Raw genomic sequence first — 18910 nt, forward strand, 5'->3', positions numbered from 1 at the left:
AGTCGGAGGCGAGCGTCCACCGGGGTGTCGACAGGCCCGCACAGGCCGCCCGCCCGCCCAGCAGTTCCGTGCGGAGATCGGTCCGCAGGCCGGGCGGCCGGACTCAGGTTCGGCGGATCAACCACACGGGCTTCGCTGCGGCGCTTGGGCCTCTCGTTCGATCGGCAGGCGTCGTGATCTGTACGAAAGGGGCTTCCTCCGTCCACCGGCAGGTGGACGAGGCCGGGAGCTGCCTGTGGTCAGGTCCCCCGGCCATGGGGGCGTTCACCGCCCCACGGCGGCGTGTCTCGTGTCGCGGGCTACCGGAACTGTGCGGAGAACGAGCCCAGGTCCCAGTAGCAGCCGCACCGGTCGATGAGCCGCTCGTCGTTGAACTGGGCGGTGGTCGCGCCGATGATGACGAAGGTGCTGCCGATGTGGTCGGGCGTCACCAGGCCGGGCATCTCCCGCAGGACGGTGCCGTGCATCTCCCACCGCAGGGCTGCCCGTGCCCCGGCGCCGAACGCGTCCAGCACGGGGAAGGTGAAGCGCACACAGGTGAGCCACGGTTCGTAACCTTTGGCGATCTCACCCGGGGAGTGCGCGACGACCCCGAGAGAGGGCTCCTCGTAGAAGAGGTCGGCGGCGAAGTGCCGCACGACCTGTGTCATGTCGCCGACGGTCATCGCCTGGTACTGGTGGCGCAGGGCGACGGCGCCGTAGTGCTGCTCACCGGTCTCGCTCATGTCTGATCCTCCTTCGGGCGCCGCAGCGCCTTGAGTACAACTGCGGGGGACGCCAGCGCGGCGGGGGAGCGCCGCATGTGCTGGACTCCGGCGAACACCTGGTAGAGGCTCGGGTCGGTGGGCACGCGGTCGACCAGGCGGCCGCTGTACCAGTGGGCGGCGCGGGCGGCCCACGGGGCCTGCCGGGGCGTCCAGGCCAGGTCGGAGCTGGACGACATCAGCCACGGCACGCGGATGATCCGGGCGCAGCGGCGGTGGAAGGCGCGGACGTCCTCACCCTGGTCGAGTGAGCGGCCGAGCGCCTGGGCCTGGAGGGTGGCCACCGTCAGGCCCTGCGCGTAGATCGGGTTGAACCGGCACTGCGCGTCGCCGACCACCGCCAGTTGTTCGGGCCAGGCCCGCGCCCGGTGGAGCTGGCGCCAGTGGTTGCCTCGGTCGATGAACCGGTGCTCATGGGTGTGCTGCGGAGCGGTGGCGAGGAACGCGGCCAGGAACGGTTCGGGCAGGCTCTCGGCGAAGGCCCGGAAGCCCTGGTCGTCCAGCGGCGGACGGTTTGCGCCGTACCCGAAGAGCGCCAGGGTGCTGCGCCCCTTCTCCACGGCCATGACGCCCCCGCCGCGCGGTTGGCCTGGTGCGTAGAGCAGGACCGCGTGGCACGCGTTCAGCCCGGGTGCGGCGGTGGGGTAGGTGCGGGTGGTGTAGGTGACTTCGGCCGGGACGATGCGTTCGGGCACCGGCTCGCAACCGGCCTGGGCAAGCCAGGCCGTCAGGGCGTTGCTGCGGCCGGTGGCGGCGACCACCAGATCGGCCGTGATGATCTCGGCTCCGGCGCTCACCCCGGTGACCCGCCGGCCTCCTCCGACGGTCAGCAGGCCGTCGACGGGGACGCCGCTGCGCAGGATCACGTTGGGGTGGGCCAGCACGCGGCGGCGGATCTGCTGTTCCAGGTAGGGGCGGGTCATGGACTGCACCTGGATGCCGGTGCGCACCTGCGGCGTCCAGCCGGAGGGCAGTCGGAACCGGGTGCCGGTGCCGAAGTCGCGCAGGACGACGCCGTCGGCGGTCACGTTCCGCTGGAGTCCCGGCAGCAGGCTCTCCAGGGTGCGGGCGCCGCGCTCCAGCAGGTAGTGCGGGTGGTGTCCCTGGGGAACGCCCTTGCGGGGCTGGTCGCTGTCGGTGATCTCGTCGCGGTCCAGCAGCACGACCTCCCGGAAGCGGGTGGCGAGCACGTGCGCGGCCAGCAGACCGGCGTACCCGGCACCCACCACCAGGGCGCGGGCCCGGGCGCTCACGCCGGCATCCGGTAGCGGTCGCTGGTGACGTGCCAGTAGCGGTTGACCGCAAGCCAGTTGAGGATGTCGGCGAGGTAGCGCCCCATGGTCGGGCCGTGTGCGGCCGCGAGCCTGACCGACTCCTCCTGGAAGAACCCGATCAGCTCGTTGTGCAGGTCGATGGTCCGCTCGACCGCCGCTTCCAGCGGGATGTCCTGTTCCGCCGCGAGCAGCAGCGGGAGGCTGTAGGCGGTGCTCTCCTGCTCCAGGTCGCGCCAGAGCGAGTACACGTCGTTCATCAGGTTGCTGGAGAGCGCTGCCGCGCGCAGTGCCCGCTGCACCTCCGGCAGGTAGTACAGCTGGGACGACAGCTCGTAGCCGGCGGCCACGTCGGGGAGGATCATCGAGCAGAAGAAGGAGTTGAGTTGACGCTCCATCAGGTACTCCCAGGACGGCGGGACCCGCTGGGCCAGGCGCCACCCGGACTCGCCGCCGAAGCCGATGAACAGGGTGGCCAGGGCGTGCTTGAGCCGACCGGCCTGAGCCGGGGTGGCGATCTCGTGGACACTCGCGATGGCGCCCTGCCAGGCCTGGCAGAGGATGCTCGTCCGGGTCTGGGCGTCCCACTCCTTCGCGCAGGCGGCGATCGGCGCGGTCGACTCGATGGTGAACGTCCCCATCATCAGCTGCGGGTACAACTGTGCCGGGACGACGCCGTGTTCGTTGTCCTCGCAGGTGTCGTCGGTGATGTACTCGGCGACGAAGCACTTGGCCAGTACGAGCAGGTGGTTGTCACTCGCCGCGTGCGGATTGGCCAGGCACATCATGCGGCCGAAGCCGCTGAGGTTGATCTCGCCCAGGTAGTCGGCGATCCCGACTTCGAGGGCCCATTTCTCCAGCGCCGCTTCGACGCGGTGGGCTCGGCGGGGGTTCTCCTCGACGGGGGGCGGAGGGGTGCTGAGGCGGGCGTAGGGGTCCATGCTGTTCTCCTATGCCGTGCTGGTGCGCGCCCCTGGTCTCGGCGGGGCCCAGCAAGCATCCAACGGCCGCCCTGACCAGCGCCATGGCGCGTGGGGGTGCGGCGCCGTGCCCTTTCCCGCACATTCCGGGGCGCACGATCCAGCAGAGTGGCATCCAGCGGGAGCGTTCACCGCGCCGCAGCCCGACCACGCGCCCGGTCTCGCAGGACGGCGGTCGGCGGACCGGGTCACGCGGCCGTAGGCGCGTAGTGAGGGCCGCACCCCACTGACCGCTCCCAAAGGAGTTTTTCGTACGCCCTGGTCATGGCGGCCTGGTGGCGGCGGGTCTGACCGGGCTGCTGCGGGGTCTGAGGCGACTTCGCGGATGTCGCGCGAAGACCTGTCGAGCTGCGTGCTCTGGCAGTCCGGCATCGAGTCGCTCGCGGACCAACTTCAACCCGGGGTGATCAGCTGGCGCGCGAACGAGGAGGTTGCCGAGAGTTTCGGGGTGACGCCGCATGCGGTGGGTCGGCGGAGGTCCCGCTTCGTTGAACACCGGAGCAGGACTTCGGGTGGCGTGGGTGCAGGTGACGGCCTCCTCCGCCGGTCCCGCAATCGTCGGCAGCCCGCTGACCAGCGCAGTGGGAAATGTTCTTGAGGAAGACGGGAATCGGAGCCTGCGCGCCACGCTGTTCGCGCAGGTCAGGAGAGTGTGTCGGTGAGCCGACGAGACGGCCGGCGCCCTCGGTAGGCCCAGGTCGAGCCGGTGCCTCGGTACTCCTCGACCGGGATCGGTTGAACCCCGGGATGCATAACGGTGGGTGCACAGCAGGCCGTCAAGGTGGTCGATCTCCTGGGCGACGAGGCGGGCGAGCCCGAACTCGTACGTGCCGGAACTGGCGGCGCCGTCGAGGTCGGTGGAGGTGACGTCCATCCGCAGGGGACGGGAGACCATGCGGTGGACGTCGAAGAAGCGGGTGGCGCCCGCCGGCACCCCGGCGGCGCGGAATGGCTGGCGAGCCTATCCGCCCCAGCTCGTATCGGTCAGCCCCAGACGCTGTCCCGCCGCGCCGCGTCCCACCCGGAGTCAGGCACCGCGCCCCGGATACTCTCCCGGCGCCGTCTCGACCAGGTCCTCCTGCTCCCACCCGCGCTGGGCGGTGCGCACCAGGCGGCGGGCGGCGGACTGGGGCTGGTCCGGCTGCCGAGCCGCCCCGGCCGGCGGGGCTAGCCGGCAGCCGGCGGGACGACCGCGTTGGCGAGCTTGAGGACGTAGCGGATGTCGGCGCCCCGGGTGGTGGTCGGGTTGAACGAGTAGACCAACCGGCGCTGGAGGTCACGGGTGGCGAAGGCGCCGCTGGTCCAGCCGGGCCGGGAGCCGGTCTTGCCCCAGAGGGTCACCCCGTTGATCTCGGTGCGGACCAGGCCCTTGCTCATGCAGGCCTGCTGCTGGCCCGGGAAGCACTGGGAGTTGTCCACGTTGGGGACCTCGGGCACGGTGAACAGCTGCTCCTCCTGGGCCGGGGGCAGCAGCCGGCCCTGGAACAGCGCGGTGAGGAAGTGGTCCAGGTCGGGGGCGCTGGAGATCAGGCCGCCCTCCGCCCACGGCCAGGGGCTCTGCTCGGTGACGTCGACCTGGCGGTCGGCGCCGTCCGGACCGGGCACGGTCAGGTAGGCGTGCGCCGCCGGGCGGGCGAGCCGGGGGTCGCGGCGGTCCGGGACGGCGGTGTCACGCAGGTGCAACGGCTCGATGATCCGGCGCTGGACCTCGTGGGGGTAGGAGCGGCCGGTGACCTTCTCGATCAGCAGGCCGGCGACGAAGGTGTTGAGGCCGTTGTACTGCTGGCCGGTGCCGGGCGCGAAGGCCATCGGCTGGCCGGCCAGGGTGGCGACCACCTGCTCGGGGGTCCAGCTGTCGAAGCGGTGCTCGACGAACCAGGTGGCGGTGCCGTCGCCCCAGGCGTCGCCGGAGCCGTGCGGCAGACCCGAGGTGTGGTCGAGGAGTTGACCGATCTTCACCGGCGGCAGGTCGGCCGGGAGCAGGCCCGGCAGATATCGCTGGACGGTGCCGTCGAGGTCCAGGCGGTGCTCGGCGGCGAGTTGGAGCACCACGGTGGCGGTGAAGACCTTGGATATCGACCCGATCCGGAACCGGCCCTGCGGGTCGGGTGCCTGACCGGTGGTTCGGTCGCCGACGCCCGCCGAGGTCTCGAACCGGCCGGCGCTGCCGGTGACGCGCACCAGGACGCCGTTCACGTCGGCGGTCGGGAATCCGGCGACCGCCTGGCGGATCGCGGCCCGGTCGAGCGGCGGCAGCGGGACCGCGGCGGCCGCTCCAGCGTCCCGGGGCGCGGCCACCGCCGCCCCTCCGGCCCCCACGACCACGGCGGCCAGCATTGCTCCAGCCACCACGAGACGGGGCCAACGACGATGGTGCACAAGGGTGTTCACGCTTCAGTACTCCAGAGTCGGTAGTCAGTCGCTTCCTGCTCGACCGAGTCTGGCCGACCGGACCCCCGCTGCCATCCGGGTCCGACCCTGACCGCACCCGAGCCCTGACCCCTGAGCCGCCGTCAGGGTAGGGACCACGCAACGGGGTTCCGGCACCGAGATCGCCGGCCATCTCGGTGCCGGTTGGTCAGAGGCTCCGGCGAGGCTGTGCTGCGCGGACAGAGGAGACATCGAGGGCCCGACAGCGAACGCTACGCCCGTGCCGAGGCGTCGCGAGCGAGCTCGGACGGCACAGTGGCGCCACCATGTTCGTCAACGGCCTCGCGCACCCGAAGGGCGGGGACAACCAGCCGCGCGACGGCTACCTGAACACCGCGTCCCACCCGGAGTCCGCAACCGTGCCCCACCTGCTGTCCCGCCGTCGTGTGCCTGCCATCGGCCGGCCCCCCGCTCTCGCCGATCGTGTCCAAGCCGCGCACTGTGGATCGGCCCCACGCGCATGTCACCGCCCTTGACCTGCCCCGTCCCCGGTCGCCGACGCGGGAGGCGGGCCGGTGGTGGTGTGACGGCGCGGTTACCGGGCTGATACGCGCCCTTCGTAGGTTCGTCCCGGACGTGGGCGGCCCGAGCGGGACCGCACGGGGGACCACGTCCCTCCGCCCGAACCGAAGGAAGTCTCATGGGAATCAGCCAGCTCGGCGGCTCCTGGCTGCGCAAGGCCGCCATCCGCACCGCCCTGGTCTGCACGGCGGCGGTCACCGCAGTCACCGCGTCCGGCACCGAAGCGATGGCCCTGGCCAGCGGCAGCACGGCAGCCCGCTTCACCCTCGCACAGCCGGACTGGTACCCCGGTGCCTCCGTCAGCGCCAGCTACTACACCCGGCTGACCTTCCAGTCCGACGGCAACCTCGTGCTCTACGCCCTCAGCGACACCCAGGACTGGCCGCTGTGGGCCAGCGGGACGAGCGGCATGGGCGTGACCCGGGTGGTCTGGTCGCAGTCCGGCTACGTCCGGTTGCTCAACTCCTCCGGCGGCACGGTCTGCACCCTCGGTGCGCTGAACCCCGCCCCCGGCGGAACAGCCCGGGTGCAGAACGACGGCAACTTCGTCTTCTACGACACCGACGGCGACCCGACCTGGGCCAGCGGCACCCACGGCTTCACCACGGGCAACCGCAACTACTGCAACACCTGACCACCCCTCAGCACCCACCCCCGCCACGCCCCGCGCCGCACCGGCGCGGGGCGTGGGGCGAATCCGGTGACCAACCCAGCGGCAAATCGGGGCAGCCGACGCGGGAGGCAACCGCGACCAGCCCTGCCGCCGGGAGGACTGATCTCTCGTCAGGACTACCGGCCCGACAGGCGTGGCACCCGGACGGGTGGGGCTGCGTGTCGGGACGCGGATCCACGTCCTCCGCAAGCTGCCGACACCTCCGACCTGCTGGGAGCCCCCCGCGATCGAACGCCCGGACTGACCGCACCGCCCCACCGGCTCGCAGGCAGCCCGACGATGTCGGCTCCCGCCATGGCCCTTCAACACGCGGACGGCATAGGGAATCGGCCTCTCCCCGCCGTGCCGCCCGCGTTGGCCTCGGTGCTCCAGGGTGCGGTGCCGGCGCTCTCCAGGCTCCGGTTGAGGTCCGGGGACTGTCGGTGCTGCGTGCGAGGATCGGCCCGCTCTCCGGCACACCAATGCCCGCTGGAAGAGTCCCGGCGTGGCCGGTCGCCGCCTGCTTGCACCAGGCCCAGCGACCGGCCAGGCCCCGGGCGTTCAGTGGGCGGAGAGGGCAGGATTCGAACCTGCGCGGACCCCGAGAGGCCCTGCTCGACCGTCACCGGCCAGGCACCCGATCAGCCACTCCGGGCACCTCTCCCAAACCTCCGGGGCGGTGCGTTGCCCCTTCGGCGTGACACCACTCTGCCCACCCCACCTGACACCGACCTGACCGGGTGCTGACGGACCTTGGTGGGCAACACCTGGCCGTCCCAGGGACACCGGCCGCCCTCACCCGTAAGACGACCACGCGGCGGCCGAACAGGCGGGGCCGTCGCGCGTGGCAACATTTCAAAGGAACAGGCAGCGGAGCGGCACGCATTTCGGCTCGGCAGAAAAGCCCTGATTACCCGTCAGCCACCGGCCCAGATCCACGTCATCTTGGACGAGAGCAGCATCCGGTGGCAGGTGGGCGGCCCTACTGTCATGGGTCCACAGCTTGACCACCTGGTGAGCTTGCCGAACTCCCTCACGTGATCAGCCAGGTAGTACCGTTCAGCCTCGGCGAGCGCAGGCCGTTCAACTCGGCGGTGACGCTGGGGCTTTCGCCCGGATCACACTCGCGTCGGTTATGTGGAAACAACCCAGCGCGGTTACGTCGAGCGAGATACAGCCACTGTCCAGCAGTGGGCCAGGGACGACGATCGCTTGCAGGTTGACGCGCCATCCGTAGCCGACTCGGTGGCGATGATCCGCGCAGCACCGAAGGAGCTGAACCGATGACCCCTGCTCCCGACTTGAGTACCGCGCAGTGGACTAAATCCAGCTACAGCAGTGGTGGCGGCCAGTGCATCGAACCCGCGCTGCACATTGTTCAGTCGCAGAACATCGTGCCCGTCCGCGACTCCAAAGACCCGGCCGGACCTGCGCTGATCTTCCCGGCTTCCGCATCGGCAGCCTTCGCCACTGCGACCGCCGAAGGCAAGTTCGGCGACGTGTGACAGTCCGCCCCGAGGCCCCACCACCCCCGCCGAGAGGGTGACGGGGCCTCGTTGTGCCTGCGCCGCCGGTGGGTACGAGATTTGCATCCGCCTCGGGCGGCTGTCGTCAAAGGTCATGCCCACATGAGGAGTGCGAGGGTGACAACTGCCCGGTAGGTCTCGGCGGCATCGTCGAACCTGGTGGCGATGCCACGCCACCGTTTCAAACGGTTGAAGCAGCGTTCGACGACGTTGCGGTGCTTGTAGCGGTGCTTGTCGAATGCGGGCGGGCGGCCGCCGGCTCAGGTCCCGGCACCCGCTGCGCGGTCGACGGCACCTCAGTGCCCCGCGAGCATCGTGGCCAGCAGCGAGTTGACGTACGCCGCACGGTCCGCCCCGCTCGGTACCAGGTCCGGGTCGGTGCGCTGGAGTTGCAGGAAGCCGAGGTAGGTCGCGTACCCGGAGAGAGCGGTCCGTTCGGCGGCATCGCCGGCCAGGCCGACGTCGGCGAGGAGGCCGCGCAGGATCGCCAGGCGGCGGCGGTCCGCCTCGGCCAGGACGCCGCGGACCTCGGGTGAGTCCACGTCCGCCTGCAACGCCACCTCCAGGCCGCGTCCGGGCCGCTCGGCGAACACCGTGCCGAGCAGTGCGCGCAACCGGTCCGTGGGGTCCGGCAGTTCGGCGAGGGTCTCGGCCACGCCTTCGGTGGTCTCCCGGAGCCAGTGCTGGAGCGCTGCCGTCACCAGGGCATCGCGGTTGGCGAAGTACCAGTAGAAGCTGCCCTTGGTGGCGCCCAGTTCGGCGGCGATCGGCTCGACCCGGACCGCTCCGACCCCGCCACGGGCCATCGCGGCGAGAGCGGAGTGCAGCCAGTCCTCGGCCGTGAATCGTGCGTTTCCGGTGCGCGCCATGCTCCATACGCTACCGTACGGAGCATGGCCATCACCCGTGTCGTGCCCGTACCCGCCGACTCCGTCCTGCCGGCGCAGCTCCCCCGGATCGACTACCGGGACGCCTACGCCGTCACCCTGCCGCCCGGCAGCAGCGCCGACCCCGAGGAGTGGATCCGCAGGCTCTTCACCGGCTCGCCGAGCTGGATCGGCCGGCTGATGCGCCTGCGCGACGCGCTGGTCCGCCCGTTCGGCCTGCGTACCGGGGACCGCCGGTCAGCCGCCCCGTTCCCGACGCTGCTGGTCACCGACCGGGAGGTCGTCTTCGGCACGGACGACCGCCACCTCGACTTCCGCGCCTCGGTCCACACCGACGGCTCCGACCTGACGGTCTCCACCGTGGTCCAGTTCCACAACGCCCTCGGCCGGGCCTACTTCCGCCCGGTCCGTCCCTTCCACCACGCCCTCATCCGCTCACTGCTCCGACACGCGGCGAGCTGACCGGACCGCGCCCCGTCCGCCACGGTGGCGATGCGCTGCGGCGGAGGTCGCGTTCTGTCGGTGCGTCAGACCGGCGCCGGAGCACAGCTCGCCGTCGGCCGAGCGGGGAGCCGGGCCTGCCGAGGGGTTCCCGCAGCCACTGCTCGACCTCTGCCACGTGCACCGTCGCCCGGGCGTGCGCGAGTGCGGGGCTGCGGCCCGCGAGCAGAGCGCCGTGCTGCCCGAGCCGGCCATGATCACGGACCCGGCACCTGGGCCGTACCCGAGCACTAACGAGACCGGATCCCCAGTACTCGGATGCCCGCCAGAGGCGCCGCTGTAGCTGCGCGGCTGGAGCTGGTCCGCATGCTGCCGCAGCACGGATGGGGGGCGTCATTTCTCGCCCGGTTTGGAATACCGCCAAACACAGCACCCGGCATCAAATGCTTTCTGCATTCGATAAATCCACTGCCAGTCACGGCTGCTGATACGTCGTCAGAATTTCCATGGCCTTCTCACAGAGACGGTCCGGGTGCCGATTCATCTTCGACCCCACTGTTCGGCCGCTCATCGGACAATCGTGCTTGGTCGCCAGCGATGTACGAGTGTGGGTGCGGGTCAGTATCACGGCCCGCAGGAAGGACCCGGCTCCGCATTCAGCTATGTCAATACAGCTATGTGGGGGGTTGACTGCCGTTCATCGGGATGTCAACGTACGCGTCATCAGTTCTTCGCCACTCAAGGGGGATCCATGCGCATTGCGCGTAAATTCGGCGCCGGTATCGGAACGCTTCTACTCACCGCCAGCCTCTCGACAGCCGGCGCCGGAAGCGCCAACGCCGTCCAAGCCACTGGATGTGGTTCGTCCACGTCCCCGATCCTGGTCTCCCACCCGGTCTCACTGATGGCCGACAAGGTCAAGCTGGGCGAGCTCTACCTTGGGTACTTCGGTGACTGCAAGGGCGTCTACGCCGAGATCCACTGGAACTACGGGGCTCCCAGCCCGGTCGCGCCGGACGCCGGCGGCCAGGGCGCCCAAGCCATGTTCCACGTCGAGGGGACCCTGTATGTCGAGGGGGAGAACAAGGACGCGCTGCTGAAGACTAACTTCCGACTGGACCACCCGGACGGTTCCTACACCACCTCGCCGATCATGAACATCTACACCAACCTGGCCGGCAAGGCCTATGCGGCTCCGCTGAAGTTCCTGCCCGACGTCGACCTCACCGTCTACAAGACGGACTACAGGTGGAGTCAGTCGACCCTGTGCGCAAACAAGCACATCTGGGGCAACTGGCATACCTTCTCCGACGGGGGCTGGGGCAGCGGCCGCTACGGCGACTGCAACTGACGACTGCTTGAAGTGCTGGCCCGGCAACCTCTGGCGAGCCGGGCCAGCACAGTGGCGGAACCAGGCAAAGCCCTCCGGCACCCGTCTGATTTCGCCACGGAGATGGAGCCGCTCGCCAGCGAGAAAGCCACAGGCGCAGACTCTGACACCGCAACAGGTACTCGCTCTGGTGGGCGTCATTGCTGCGGGCCCAGCGGCGGACTTCTTGCCGTTGTGGGCGGACAGGTTGTCCAGGATTACGCAGACCTGGGCTTGATCTGCTTTGGCGGACACCTGAGATCAGGGGCCTGGGGCCCCAGAAGGATGATGTCCATCATGGTGAGCATGGGGAAGAAGAAGCCGCGTCCTCGCCGCTCGTTCACGCCGGAGTTGAGGACCGAGATCGTCGAGCTGTGCCGTCGCGGGGACCGCTCAGCCAGCCAGATGGCCAAGGACTTCGATCTGACCGAGACCGCTGTGCGCCTGTGGGCCACCCAGGCGGAGGTCGACGCCGGCGAGCGGGACGGCCCGACCAGCAGCGAGCGCGAGGGACTGGCCCGGCTGCGACGGGAGAACCGCCGGCTGCGCGAGGACGTCGACATCCTCAAGCGTGCGCCGGTCAGTACACCAGCCATGAATTCGCCGCTCTGGCAAACGAGTTCGGTATTGGACCGTCAGTCGGCCGCACCGGCCAGTACTGGGACAACCCCGCTCCGAGTCCTTCTTCTCCACCCTGAAGAGGGAGTTGCTCGCCGATCGGCCGAGCCGGGCCGCGGCCCGCTCCGCGATCTTCGAGCGTATCGAAGCCTGGTACAACATACGAAGGCTGCACAGCAGCCTCGGCTACCGCAGTCCCACCGAATACGAGACCGTCCTCGCAGCCTGACCGCCACACCCATAGTGTCCGTCAAAGCGAAGCGAGCTCAGCCTCCCCGACGACGGGCGTCCGCCTCGGCCTGGTGACGGGCGGTCGAGTCGGCCGTGGCCACCGCGGATCCCGTGCGGGCAAGGCGTTGGAACGGCTTGACGCAAGTGAGGTCACCGCAAGCCCGCTGAGCCATTCCTGACCCACCGTCGGACGAATCGCACTGCGTCATCTCCGACGGCGGAGTCGGCGAGCTCAGCTGCGGCCCGCTACCGAGCCTCTGACCCGGTGTTACGTCCGTGATACCAGGGCTCGCCACGATGGCGTCAGGGGTGCCGCGGCCGGTGGTCATGCCGCTGGAGGCCGTGGATCCTCGGTTCGTCTGGTGAGTAACGGGAACGGAATGGGACAGATCATGAGGAAGCTCTTCAAGCGCATCGCCATGAGCACGGCGGTCACCGCGATGGCGGCGGGCGGCGTCGCGGTCATGCCGAGCGTGGCCGAGGCAGCCAGTTACAACGGCGCGTGCGGCAGCGGGTACTCCGTTATCGACTCGCTGCCGTTGGCGGAGGGGACCGTGTTCCTCACCTACAACAGCTCCAACGGCTACAACTGCGTGGTGACCGTCCGCACCAGCTCGAGCTCGTACCTGAAGTCGATGGACGCGGGCATCCGGCTCTCCGGCGGCACCTGGATATCGGACGGCGGCTTCTACACGACCTACGCCGGCCCGGTGCGCCTCTACGCGGCGCACTCGTGCATCGACTGGCAGGGCACCATCGACGGCGAGGTCAACCACCAGTACAACTCGCACTGCGGCTGACCAGGCCCGTGACCGCTTGCGGTAGGTGTCCAGGACGTCCTGCCGGAGCAGCTGGCCGAAGCCTGCCGATGCCAGCCGCATGCCGAACTGCTGATCACTGAGCCTTCTCGGAGCGGCCACTGATCGGGTGACGCACGCAGGTGCACGCCACGTTGAGCCTGCCGTCGGCGAACTGCTTCGCGAACGGCGGGTTCGACCAGTCCAGGGTCTCGGTGGGCTCGACCGCCCGGCTGAGGCGGCGGGCCTGCTCGACCCGGAAACCGAGCCGGTCCTCGGACGTCTGCGCGTACGCGGCCGCCGTGACGTCGGCGTCGGCCGCCGGCTCCGCCGGCGGAGCGAAACGACGCTCCTCCTTGAGCAGGTTGGCCGGGCTCTCGTTGCTCAACGCGCACTCCTCATCGCATTCTGAGCCATGGTCAGGCCCCGTCCAGGACCGACAGGAGCCGGGCCACCTCGGCCGTGACGGCAGCACGGGCGGGGCCGAGGTACTTGCGGGGGTCGGCGACCCCCGCGTGGGCGTCCAGGTGGTCGCGGACGGCCTGGGTGAAGATCTTGTTCAGGTGGGTGGAGATGTTGACCTTCGTCATGCCCGCCTGGACGGCCTTGGCGAGGTCCGGGTCGCTGACGCCGGAGGAGCCGTGCAGGACGAGCGGGACCGGCACGGCCTCGCTCAGCTGGGAGACGAGGGCGAAGTCGAGGACGGCGTCGCGGGTGAGCATGGTGTGGGAGCTGCCCACCGCGACCGCGAGCGCGTCCACCCCCGTCGCGGCGACGAAGTCCCGGGCCTCACCGGGATCGGTGCGCACCCCCGGGGCGTGGGCGCCGTCCTTGCCGCCGACCTCGCCGAGTTCGGCTTCCACCCAGACACCGCTGCGGTGGCAGAACGAGGTGACAGGGCTCGGTCATGATCCTCGACCTGTTCAGCCAAGTAGCTGATTGACCATGGCCGTTGGGGCGATGGTCGGGCCATGGACCTACAGGTCATGTCCGCGCTGGACGCGGACCTCGCGGAGTTCACCGGCGATGTCTTCAAGTACCTGGCCTACGAGGGCCAACGCGGCTACGGACACCAGTACTTGCGCGGGTTGATGCTCGACGGCAAACGCAAGTCGGTGGAGCCGATGGCTGAGCGCCTGGGCATCCCGCGACAGAATCTGGGCCATTTCGTAGCCCAGTCCACCTGGGACTACCGCGAAGTGATGCGGCGGGTCGCGGCACGGGCGGTCTCCGTGATCGCGCCGACCGCCTGGCTGATCGATGACCATCCGTTCGTCCGCTACGGGCACGGCACCGCAGGGGCGATCGTGCAGCACTGCGGCGAGCGCAACCAGCATCTGTGCCAGGTCGGGGTGTCCGTGCACGCGGTGTCCGCACGCGGGTCGAGCCCGCTGCACTGGCGCCTGTTCCTTCCACAGAAGTGGGCACAGGATTCGGCCCGGTGCGCGAAGGCCGGGGTCCCGCCCGGGCTCGCACACCGGACAAAGCAGCAGATCGCCCTCGACCTGCTCGACGAGCTCGCCGAGTGGGGGAATGTCCCGCCCCTGGTCATCGCCGACAGCGACTACGGCACCAACGTCGCGTTTCGCATGGGGCTCACCGCCCGCGGCATCCGCTGGCTACTGGCGGTCCAGGGGGACACGGTGATCCTGCCCGCCACGGGCACGCCGGTCACCGCCTGGGCAAAACGACGACCCACCATCGCCGTTGACACCATCGCCGAGGCCAACCGGCACCGGGCCACCCGGTTCATCTACCGCGTCAAGACCGCGAACCATCGAGCCCGCTCCGGCTGGTTCGCCGCCATTCCCGTGCATATCGCCGGGATCATCGAACGCGGACACATCGCGGAAACCGACAGCCGGCACCTGCCACAGCGCACCCTGCTGATTCAGTGGCGGCGCAAGCACGGCGGCGGGGTGTTCCGCTCCTGGATCACCGACCTGCCCCCGGACACTTCGCTGTCGACCCTGGTCAGACACGCCACCAGCCGCTGGCACATCGAGACCGACTACCGGGAGATGGAACAGGCCCTGGGCCTGGGCGACTACGAGGGCCGCACCTACGGCGGATTCCACCACCACGTCGCCCTAGTGTCAGCCGCGCATCTGTTCTGCCTGGAGCAGCACCTCAACCCAAAAGACCAGGACACGCCCTGAGCATGTATCAGGTCGTGTCCCTCCTACAGATCGCACTGATCACCGCCCTCTGGCGCTGCCCAGCCTGCCACCGCAACCCGAGCGACCTCACCGCACTTGGTCAAGGACCATGACCGAGCCCTGGGTGATCTCGCGGGTGGCGGCGAGGTTCTCCTCGTAGGGGAGCTTCGCGGCGTCGAACATGACCGAGGAGAAGCCGAGTTCGACGGCCTCGCGGACCAGGTCGGCCGACTCGGCGTGGTCGAGGTGGACGGCCACCGGCACAGCGGCCGCCCTGGCGATGGCGAGTGAGGCGAGTCCGATCGGCTCCAGCGCGCCGTGGTAGCGGGCGGTGTTCTCGCTGATCTGCAGGATCACCGGCAGCCCGGCCGCCTCGGCGCCGGCCACGATCGCTTCGGCGTGCTCGATCTGCACGACGTTGAACGCGCCGACGCCGCTCCGCTTCCGCTGTGCGGCCCGGACTGTCTCATCGGTGGGTGCGAGCGGCATGGGTCTCCTCCACGGGGACGGTGGTGCGCAGGCGGTGGTAGATCGCGGTGTCGAAGTCACCGGCGACCGGGCAGGGGACGGCTGCGGCCGACAGGGCCACCGCCTCGCGCAGCACCTCGGGCCACGGCGCACCAACGGCGAGCCCCGCGGCGAGCGCGGCGACACAGGCGTCGCCCGCGCCGGTCGGGTTGCCGCTGAGCTGGGCGGGCGGCGCGGCCTGCCAACTGCCGTCCGGGGTGATCGCCAGCAGCCCGTCCGGACCGCTGGAGGCCACCACCACGCTGGCTCCCAGCGCGCGCAGTGCGGCTGCCGCCAGGACCGTGTCGGGCTGTCCGGTGACGGCTGCGAGCTCTGCGGCGTTGGGTTTGACCACGTCCGGCCCCGCTGCGAGCGCGGCCAGCAGCGGTGGGCCGCTGGTGTCCAGCACCGTGACGGCCCCGGCGGCCGCAGCTGTCGTGACGAGCTGCGCGTACGCGTCCTCGGGCAGGCCCGGGGGCAGGCTGCCGGCCAGCACGACGACGTCGGCGTCGCGCACCAGCAGCGCGTACCGGTCGGTGAAGGCGCGCCACTCCCCCGGCTGCACGACCGGCCCGGTCTCGTTGAACACGGTGGCGTCGCCGTCCCGGCGGGAGACCACGGTGACGGTGCGCCGCGAGTCGCCCGTGATCGGCACCAGGCTGTCGTGCAGACCGGCCGTGCCCAGTTCCCGGCGGAGCAGCGCGCCGGTGGCACCGCCCACCAGGCCGGTCACGGTGACCGGGCACCCGAGTGCCCCGAGCACCCGGGCGACGTTGATGCCCTTGCCACCGGCGCGCTCGTGCACCTCGTCGACACGGTGCGAGGCGAGCGGGACCAGGGCGTCGACGAAGTAGGTGACGTCCAGGGCGGCGTTGAGCGTGACGGTGAGGATCATCGCCGGGCCGCCGCCTGCCACACGTACCGCCCGATGCCGGGGCCACCGGCCGCGTCGCTGGTCCGGCCGACGTCCGACGCGATCACGCACGCACTGTGGTCGAGGTCGTCACGCACCGGTGCTCTCCGATGCCAGGCGATTTCGGTCGTGGTGCGGGACGGGTCGGCGGTAGCCATGCGGAGGCTCCTTCTGGGGATCTGGCCCGTGCTAATGCTCAATACTGCTTGATTAGTAGCACTTTCAAGCAGTAACAAGCAAGACTTACTGCGGTTCTGCGCAGCAGAGCGGCCGTAGGAGCGCCCGTCGTCACCGCATGACGGTGGGCCGTCCGCCGGCTTCGTTCGAGCCGGCGCACGGCCCACGCGGGCCGCGCGGAGGAGGTCAACACCTCCGGTGCCTGGCGCGGCCCTGGCCCATCCTTCGGCTTGGGCCGCCGCCGATGCCGGCTCCTCCGCCGTGGGTTGTCAACGATCGCTGAAACTTGGCTCTGGCACGAGTTTGGGGAGCGATCACGGACCGCAACGTGCCGGTGTCAGCGGGCCCGCGTAGCTTTCGGTTGACCGCCCGGCCGGGTGGCGATGAGGGGGTGAGCCATGGAGTGGGTCGGGGACGCTCGGCTGGCAGCCGGGCCTGAGGCCACCTGAGCCACGCCTGGTGGGCCTTCTTCCTTGCCCGCAGCCGCTTGTCTTCGAGCGGACCCGGCGCATCAGGTAGGCGTTGATGCGCGTCAGGAGCCGATACAGCTTCGACCGGTAGAACCGGCCGCAGTGCCGCATTCAGCACGCCACGATCGGGTTGATCTCCTTGGCGAGCTCCTTCTCGGTGACGTTGACCCTCTGGTGCAGCCGCCAACTGCGGACGACTGCGCCGATTCTCGTGAGGGCGTCGTTGCTGATCGCAGGCAGGAAGGAGAGGAAGCGCCTCCCGTTCCTGTCCTGCGCCTTACGCGGCTGGAACGTGAACCCAGGAACGTGAACGCGACGTGTTGGTACGAGCCTCGCCGCGGACGGTCTTGCAGTACACGATCCGGGTCCTGCCGGGACGCAGCCGCAGCCCGACCTCCTCCATCCTGTCCCCGAGCGCCGCCAGGACCTCGCGGGCCTGGTGCTCGCTGACGCAGTGCACGACCGCGTCGTCGGCGTAGCGAAGACAGCGGCGAGAACCGCGACGATGACGCCGATGAGCGGAAGAGTGAAGTGGAAGTGCTGGTCACGGCCGGCTTGGGCGAGGTGCCCGTGATCACTTGCGCTGGCGTCCAGCCGGAAGCTGACGGTGTCGTCCTGCCGGCGGTCCGGATCCGGTTCGGGCTGTTGGGGCATCGCTCGTCGACCTGCCGGCCCCGCGCAAGGTTTAGGACTTCCGCCGCTGGTCTCGCCATGGCTATGTGCGCGAGCTCTACCGGCGGCTACGTCGGCTGCAGCGCGAGCGGGAGGGGCGGGCGGCCGAGCCGACCGCCGCCACCGACGCACGAGCCGGTCTGGAACCTCCCCGCAGGCGGCCTCGCGATCGTCCTGATCACCGGTGCCCTGCCCCACCCATCGCCCCCACCCAGCCTTCGAAACGACCCAACGGTTGGCTCTTTGATCTCCATGTGATCAAATGGTAGGAATTGGTCAGGCGGATCAGACTCTGTCATCGAAGGGGAGCACATGGCCATCGCAGCGGAGGTCCGTCACGCGTGGATCCTCAACGCGGTACGAGAGCTCGGCACCGTGCGCGTGGTGGACCTGGCCGCACACCTTCACATCCCCGCGGTCACCGTCCGGCGCGACATCGCCGTCCTGGCGGAGCACGGACGGCTGCGTCGCTCCCACGGAGCGGTCTCCCTCCCGGAGGAGGTCACGACCGATCCGTCCGACGGCCGTGAGCGGGCGATCGGCATGCTGGTGCCCACCGTCGGGTCCTACTTCGACGAAGTGATCGCCGGAGCGCGCACCGCCGCTGCGACGGTGGGCGCCCGGCTGGTCCTGGGCATCGCTCCCTACCAGGCCCGCAACGACCGCCTCCAGGCCGAGCGGCTGCTGGAGTCCGGGGTCGACGCGCTGATGCTGGCCCCGAACTGGCTGCCCGGCGGGCCGCACGAGGAGTTCGACTGGCTCGACGAACTGCCGGTCCCCGCCGTCCTGGTCGAACGCTGGGCCTCGCCGGTCGGGCCCGGCGCCGCACTCGACGCCGTCGGCTCCGACCACCACCACGGCGTCCTGCTCGCCCTGCGCCACCTCGCCTCGCTCGGTCACCGCGCGGTGACCCTGGCGGCCCGCGACGACACCTGGACCTCCCACCAGGTACGGACCGGCTACACCGAAGCCGTCCGGCTGCTCGGCCTCCCACCCCAACCGGTCATCGGCTTGCGGGTCTCGGACCCGGGCTCCGGCCACGGCAGCATCGAGACCCTCGCCGACCAGGTGGCCCACGCCGCCGCCTCGGGCGTACGAGCGGTGCTCGTGCACAACGACCACGACGCCATCCAACTGCCCGCACTGCTGCGCACCCGCGGCCTGCGGGTTCCGACCGACCTCGCCCTGGTCTCCTACGACGACGTGTACGCCGCACTCGCGGCACCCGCCCTGACGGCCGTGGCCCCGCCGAAGCGAGCCGTCGGCGCCGCAGCGGCCGAACTGCTGCTGCGGCGCCTCGACCACGGGCCTTCCTGGCCGGCCCGCCGGATCGTCATGCTGCCGGACCTGAAGATCCGCAGTTCGTGCGGTGGCCGGGGCTGAGAGCGCGGGGAGACGAGTGAGGTGGTGCAGATCAACCGATCTGCACCCCCACCCACCGCGCCCCCCGCGCGGCGCCCCCCCCCCGCGGCCCCCGCGCCCCCGCCCGGGGGCCCCCCCCCGGCCCCACCGGACCCCCCCGCC

General features: G+C 70.3%; 17 protein-coding genes, 1 tRNA gene and 5 pseudogenes. 10 read left to right on the forward strand and 13 right to left on the reverse strand.

The features are described 5' to 3' along the window. Positions 1-299 precede the first annotated feature (299 nt). The 5 genes from ACIRPK_RS07665 to ACIRPK_RS07685 form a co-directional block, all read right to left on the reverse strand. Positions 300-725 carry a nuclear transport factor 2 family protein gene (locus ACIRPK_RS07665; RefSeq protein ID WP_403034446.1) on the reverse strand — a complete coding sequence of 142 codons (426 nt, stop codon included), beginning with the start codon at positions 723-725 and terminating at the stop codon, positions 300-302. Beyond that, positions 722-2017 (reverse strand): NAD(P)/FAD-dependent oxidoreductase, encoded by a 1296-nt coding sequence (locus ACIRPK_RS07670; RefSeq protein WP_403034454.1) that lies wholly within the window; start codon positions 2015-2017, stop codon positions 722-724. The genes ACIRPK_RS07665 and ACIRPK_RS07670 overlap by 4 nt, the downstream gene beginning before the upstream one ends. After that, on the reverse strand, positions 2014-2976 hold the full coding sequence (locus ACIRPK_RS07675; RefSeq protein ID WP_403034457.1) for a hypothetical protein: 963 nt from the start codon (positions 2974-2976) through the stop codon (positions 2014-2016). The genes ACIRPK_RS07670 and ACIRPK_RS07675 overlap by 4 nt, the downstream gene beginning before the upstream one ends. A 301-nt stretch (positions 2977-3277) precedes the next feature. After that, positions 3278-3910, reverse strand: a complete 633-nt coding sequence (locus tag ACIRPK_RS07680) for a peptide deformylase (RefSeq protein WP_403034460.1) — start codon at positions 3908-3910, stop codon at positions 3278-3280. Positions 3911-4182: 272 nt separating this feature from the next. Next, positions 4183-5364, reverse strand: coding sequence for a serine hydrolase domain-containing protein (locus ACIRPK_RS07685; protein WP_403034462.1), 1182 nt, complete (start codon positions 5362-5364; stop codon positions 4183-4185). Between the two features lie 721 nt (positions 5365-6085). On the opposite strand from ACIRPK_RS07685, the gene ACIRPK_RS07690 reads away from it, so the two are divergent. Then, positions 6086-6601, forward strand: a complete 516-nt coding sequence (locus ACIRPK_RS07690; RefSeq protein WP_403034465.1) for a hypothetical protein — start codon at positions 6086-6088, stop codon at positions 6599-6601. A 587-nt stretch (positions 6602-7188) separates the two neighbouring features. Here the strand turns inward: ACIRPK_RS07690 and ACIRPK_RS07695 are convergent. Continuing rightward, positions 7189-7283, reverse strand: a tRNA-OTHER gene (locus ACIRPK_RS07695). 92 nt (positions 7284-7375) lie between these two features. Between ACIRPK_RS07695 and ACIRPK_RS07700 the strand changes: the two genes are divergently transcribed. Together ACIRPK_RS07700 and ACIRPK_RS07705 are read left to right on the forward strand one after the other, a co-directional pair. Beyond that, complete coding sequence (locus tag ACIRPK_RS07700) at positions 7376-7660, forward strand: Scr1 family TA system antitoxin-like transcriptional regulator (protein WP_403034468.1); 285 nt, start codon at positions 7376-7378, stop codon at positions 7658-7660. A gap of 242 nt (positions 7661-7902) precedes the next feature. Then, entirely contained in the window at positions 7903-8124 is a 222-nt protein-coding gene (locus ACIRPK_RS07705; RefSeq protein ID WP_403034471.1) for a DUF397 domain-containing protein, read from the forward strand. A 113-nt stretch (positions 8125-8237) separates the two neighbouring features. Here ACIRPK_RS07705 and ACIRPK_RS07710 read toward each other — a convergent pair. Both ACIRPK_RS07710 and ACIRPK_RS07715 read right to left on the reverse strand, forming a co-directional pair. Next, a pseudogene (locus ACIRPK_RS07710) lies at positions 8238-8405 on the reverse strand (IS5/IS1182 family transposase); the annotation flags it as partial. 36 nt (positions 8406-8441) lie between these two features. Then, positions 8442-8972 (reverse strand): TetR/AcrR family transcriptional regulator, encoded by a 531-nt coding sequence (locus tag ACIRPK_RS07715; RefSeq protein WP_403034511.1) that lies wholly within the window; start codon positions 8970-8972, stop codon positions 8442-8444. 66 nt (positions 8973-9038) lie between these two features. Here ACIRPK_RS07715 and ACIRPK_RS07720 point away from each other — a divergent pair, with 66 nt between their 5' ends. The 5 genes and pseudogenes from ACIRPK_RS07720 to ACIRPK_RS07740 all read left to right on the forward strand — a co-directional run bounded on the left by ACIRPK_RS07720 (position 9039) and on the right by ACIRPK_RS07740 (position 12491). Further along, positions 9039-9494, forward strand: a complete 456-nt coding sequence (locus tag ACIRPK_RS07720) for a DUF2867 domain-containing protein (RefSeq protein ID WP_403034473.1) — start codon at positions 9039-9041, stop codon at positions 9492-9494. A 730-nt stretch (positions 9495-10224) separates the two neighbouring features. Continuing rightward, entirely contained in the window at positions 10225-10824 is a 600-nt protein-coding gene (locus ACIRPK_RS07725) for a hypothetical protein (protein ID WP_403034475.1), read from the forward strand. Positions 10825-11148: 324 nt separating this feature from the next. Beyond that, positions 11149-11382 (forward strand): annotated as a pseudogene (locus ACIRPK_RS07730) (transposase); the annotation flags it as partial. Positions 11383-11500: 118 nt separating this feature from the next. Further along, positions 11501-11689 (forward strand): integrase core domain-containing protein, encoded by a 189-nt coding sequence (locus tag ACIRPK_RS07735; protein ID WP_403034513.1) that lies wholly within the window; start codon positions 11501-11503, stop codon positions 11687-11689. Between the two features lie 394 nt (positions 11690-12083). Further along, the gene (locus ACIRPK_RS07740; protein ID WP_403034478.1) at positions 12084-12491 is read left to right on the forward strand and encodes a spore-associated protein A; all 408 of its coding nucleotides are present in this window, start codon (positions 12084-12086) and stop codon (positions 12489-12491) included. A 103-nt stretch (positions 12492-12594) separates the two neighbouring features. Here ACIRPK_RS07740 and ACIRPK_RS07745 read toward each other — a convergent pair. Beyond that, positions 12595-12876, reverse strand: a pseudogene (locus tag ACIRPK_RS07745) (acetyl-coenzyme A synthetase N-terminal domain-containing protein); the annotation flags it as partial. A 31-nt stretch (positions 12877-12907) separates the two neighbouring features. Then, a pseudogene (locus ACIRPK_RS07750) lies at positions 12908-13384 on the reverse strand (class II fructose-bisphosphate aldolase); the annotation flags it as partial. Positions 13385-13459: 75 nt separating this feature from the next. On the opposite strand from ACIRPK_RS07750, the gene ACIRPK_RS07755 reads away from it, so the two are divergent. Next, the gene (locus tag ACIRPK_RS07755) at positions 13460-14647 is read left to right on the forward strand and encodes an IS701 family transposase (RefSeq protein WP_403034481.1); all 1188 of its coding nucleotides are present in this window, start codon (positions 13460-13462) and stop codon (positions 14645-14647) included. Positions 14648-14770: 123 nt separating this feature from the next. Here the strand turns inward: ACIRPK_RS07755 and ACIRPK_RS07760 are convergent. From ACIRPK_RS07760 to ACIRPK_RS07770, 3 genes and pseudogenes are all read right to left on the reverse strand, one after another. After that, positions 14771-15136, reverse strand: a pseudogene (locus ACIRPK_RS07760) (class II fructose-bisphosphate aldolase); the annotation flags it as partial. After that, the gene (locus tag ACIRPK_RS07765; RefSeq protein WP_403034484.1) at positions 15114-16049 is read right to left on the reverse strand and encodes a 1-phosphofructokinase family hexose kinase; all 936 of its coding nucleotides are present in this window, start codon (positions 16047-16049) and stop codon (positions 15114-15116) included. The pseudogene ACIRPK_RS07760 and the gene ACIRPK_RS07765, both read right to left, overlap by 23 nt. Then, complete coding sequence (locus ACIRPK_RS07770; protein ID WP_403034487.1) at positions 16046-16225, reverse strand: hypothetical protein; 180 nt, start codon at positions 16223-16225, stop codon at positions 16046-16048. The genes ACIRPK_RS07765 and ACIRPK_RS07770 overlap by 4 nt, the downstream gene beginning before the upstream one ends. Positions 16226-17698: 1473 nt before the next feature. On the opposite strand from ACIRPK_RS07770, the gene ACIRPK_RS07775 reads away from it, so the two are divergent. Continuing rightward, a complete protein-coding gene (locus ACIRPK_RS07775) occupies positions 17699-18769 on the forward strand; it encodes a substrate-binding domain-containing protein (protein WP_403034489.1) in 1071 nt (356 codons plus the stop codon). The last annotated feature ends 141 nt before the right edge of the window (positions 18770-18910 follow it).

Origin of the sequence: Kitasatospora sp. NPDC101801 (assembly GCF_044766665.1) — a bacterium.
Lineage (GTDB): Bacteria > Actinomycetota > Actinomycetes > Streptomycetales > Streptomycetaceae > Kitasatospora.

What these genes read in the sequence shown, in the direction of transcription:
- ACIRPK_RS07765 (WP_403034484.1), bottom strand. Translation starts at nt 16,049, where the DNA reads ATGATCCTCACCGTCACGCTCAACGCCGCCCTGGACGTCACCTACTTC.
- ACIRPK_RS07690 (WP_403034465.1), top strand. Translation starts at nt 6,086, where the DNA reads ATGGGAATCAGCCAGCTCGGCGGCTCCTGGCTGCGCAAGGCCGCCATC.
- ACIRPK_RS07720 (WP_403034473.1), top strand. Translation starts at nt 9,039, where the DNA reads ATGGCCATCACCCGTGTCGTGCCCGTACCCGCCGACTCCGTCCTGCCG.
- ACIRPK_RS07755 (WP_403034481.1), top strand. Translation starts at nt 13,460, where the DNA reads ATGGACCTACAGGTCATGTCCGCGCTGGACGCGGACCTCGCGGAGTTC.
- ACIRPK_RS07665 (WP_403034446.1), bottom strand. Translation starts at nt 725, where the DNA reads ATGAGCGAGACCGGTGAGCAGCACTACGGCGCCGTCGCCCTGCGCCAC.
- ACIRPK_RS07680 (WP_403034460.1), bottom strand. Translation starts at nt 3,910, where the DNA reads ATGGTCTCCCGTCCCCTGCGGATGGACGTCACCTCCACCGACCTCGAC.
- ACIRPK_RS07770 (WP_403034487.1), bottom strand. Translation starts at nt 16,225, where the DNA reads ATGGCTACCGCCGACCCGTCCCGCACCACGACCGAAATCGCCTGGCAT.
- ACIRPK_RS07705 (WP_403034471.1), top strand. Translation starts at nt 7,903, where the DNA reads ATGACCCCTGCTCCCGACTTGAGTACCGCGCAGTGGACTAAATCCAGC.
- ACIRPK_RS07675 (WP_403034457.1), bottom strand. Translation starts at nt 2,976, where the DNA reads ATGGACCCCTACGCCCGCCTCAGCACCCCTCCGCCCCCCGTCGAGGAG.
- ACIRPK_RS07740 (WP_403034478.1), top strand. Translation starts at nt 12,084, where the DNA reads ATGAGGAAGCTCTTCAAGCGCATCGCCATGAGCACGGCGGTCACCGCG.
- ACIRPK_RS07725 (WP_403034475.1), top strand. Translation starts at nt 10,225, where the DNA reads ATGCGCATTGCGCGTAAATTCGGCGCCGGTATCGGAACGCTTCTACTC.
- ACIRPK_RS07775 (WP_403034489.1), top strand. Translation starts at nt 17,699, where the DNA reads ATGGCCATCGCAGCGGAGGTCCGTCACGCGTGGATCCTCAACGCGGTA.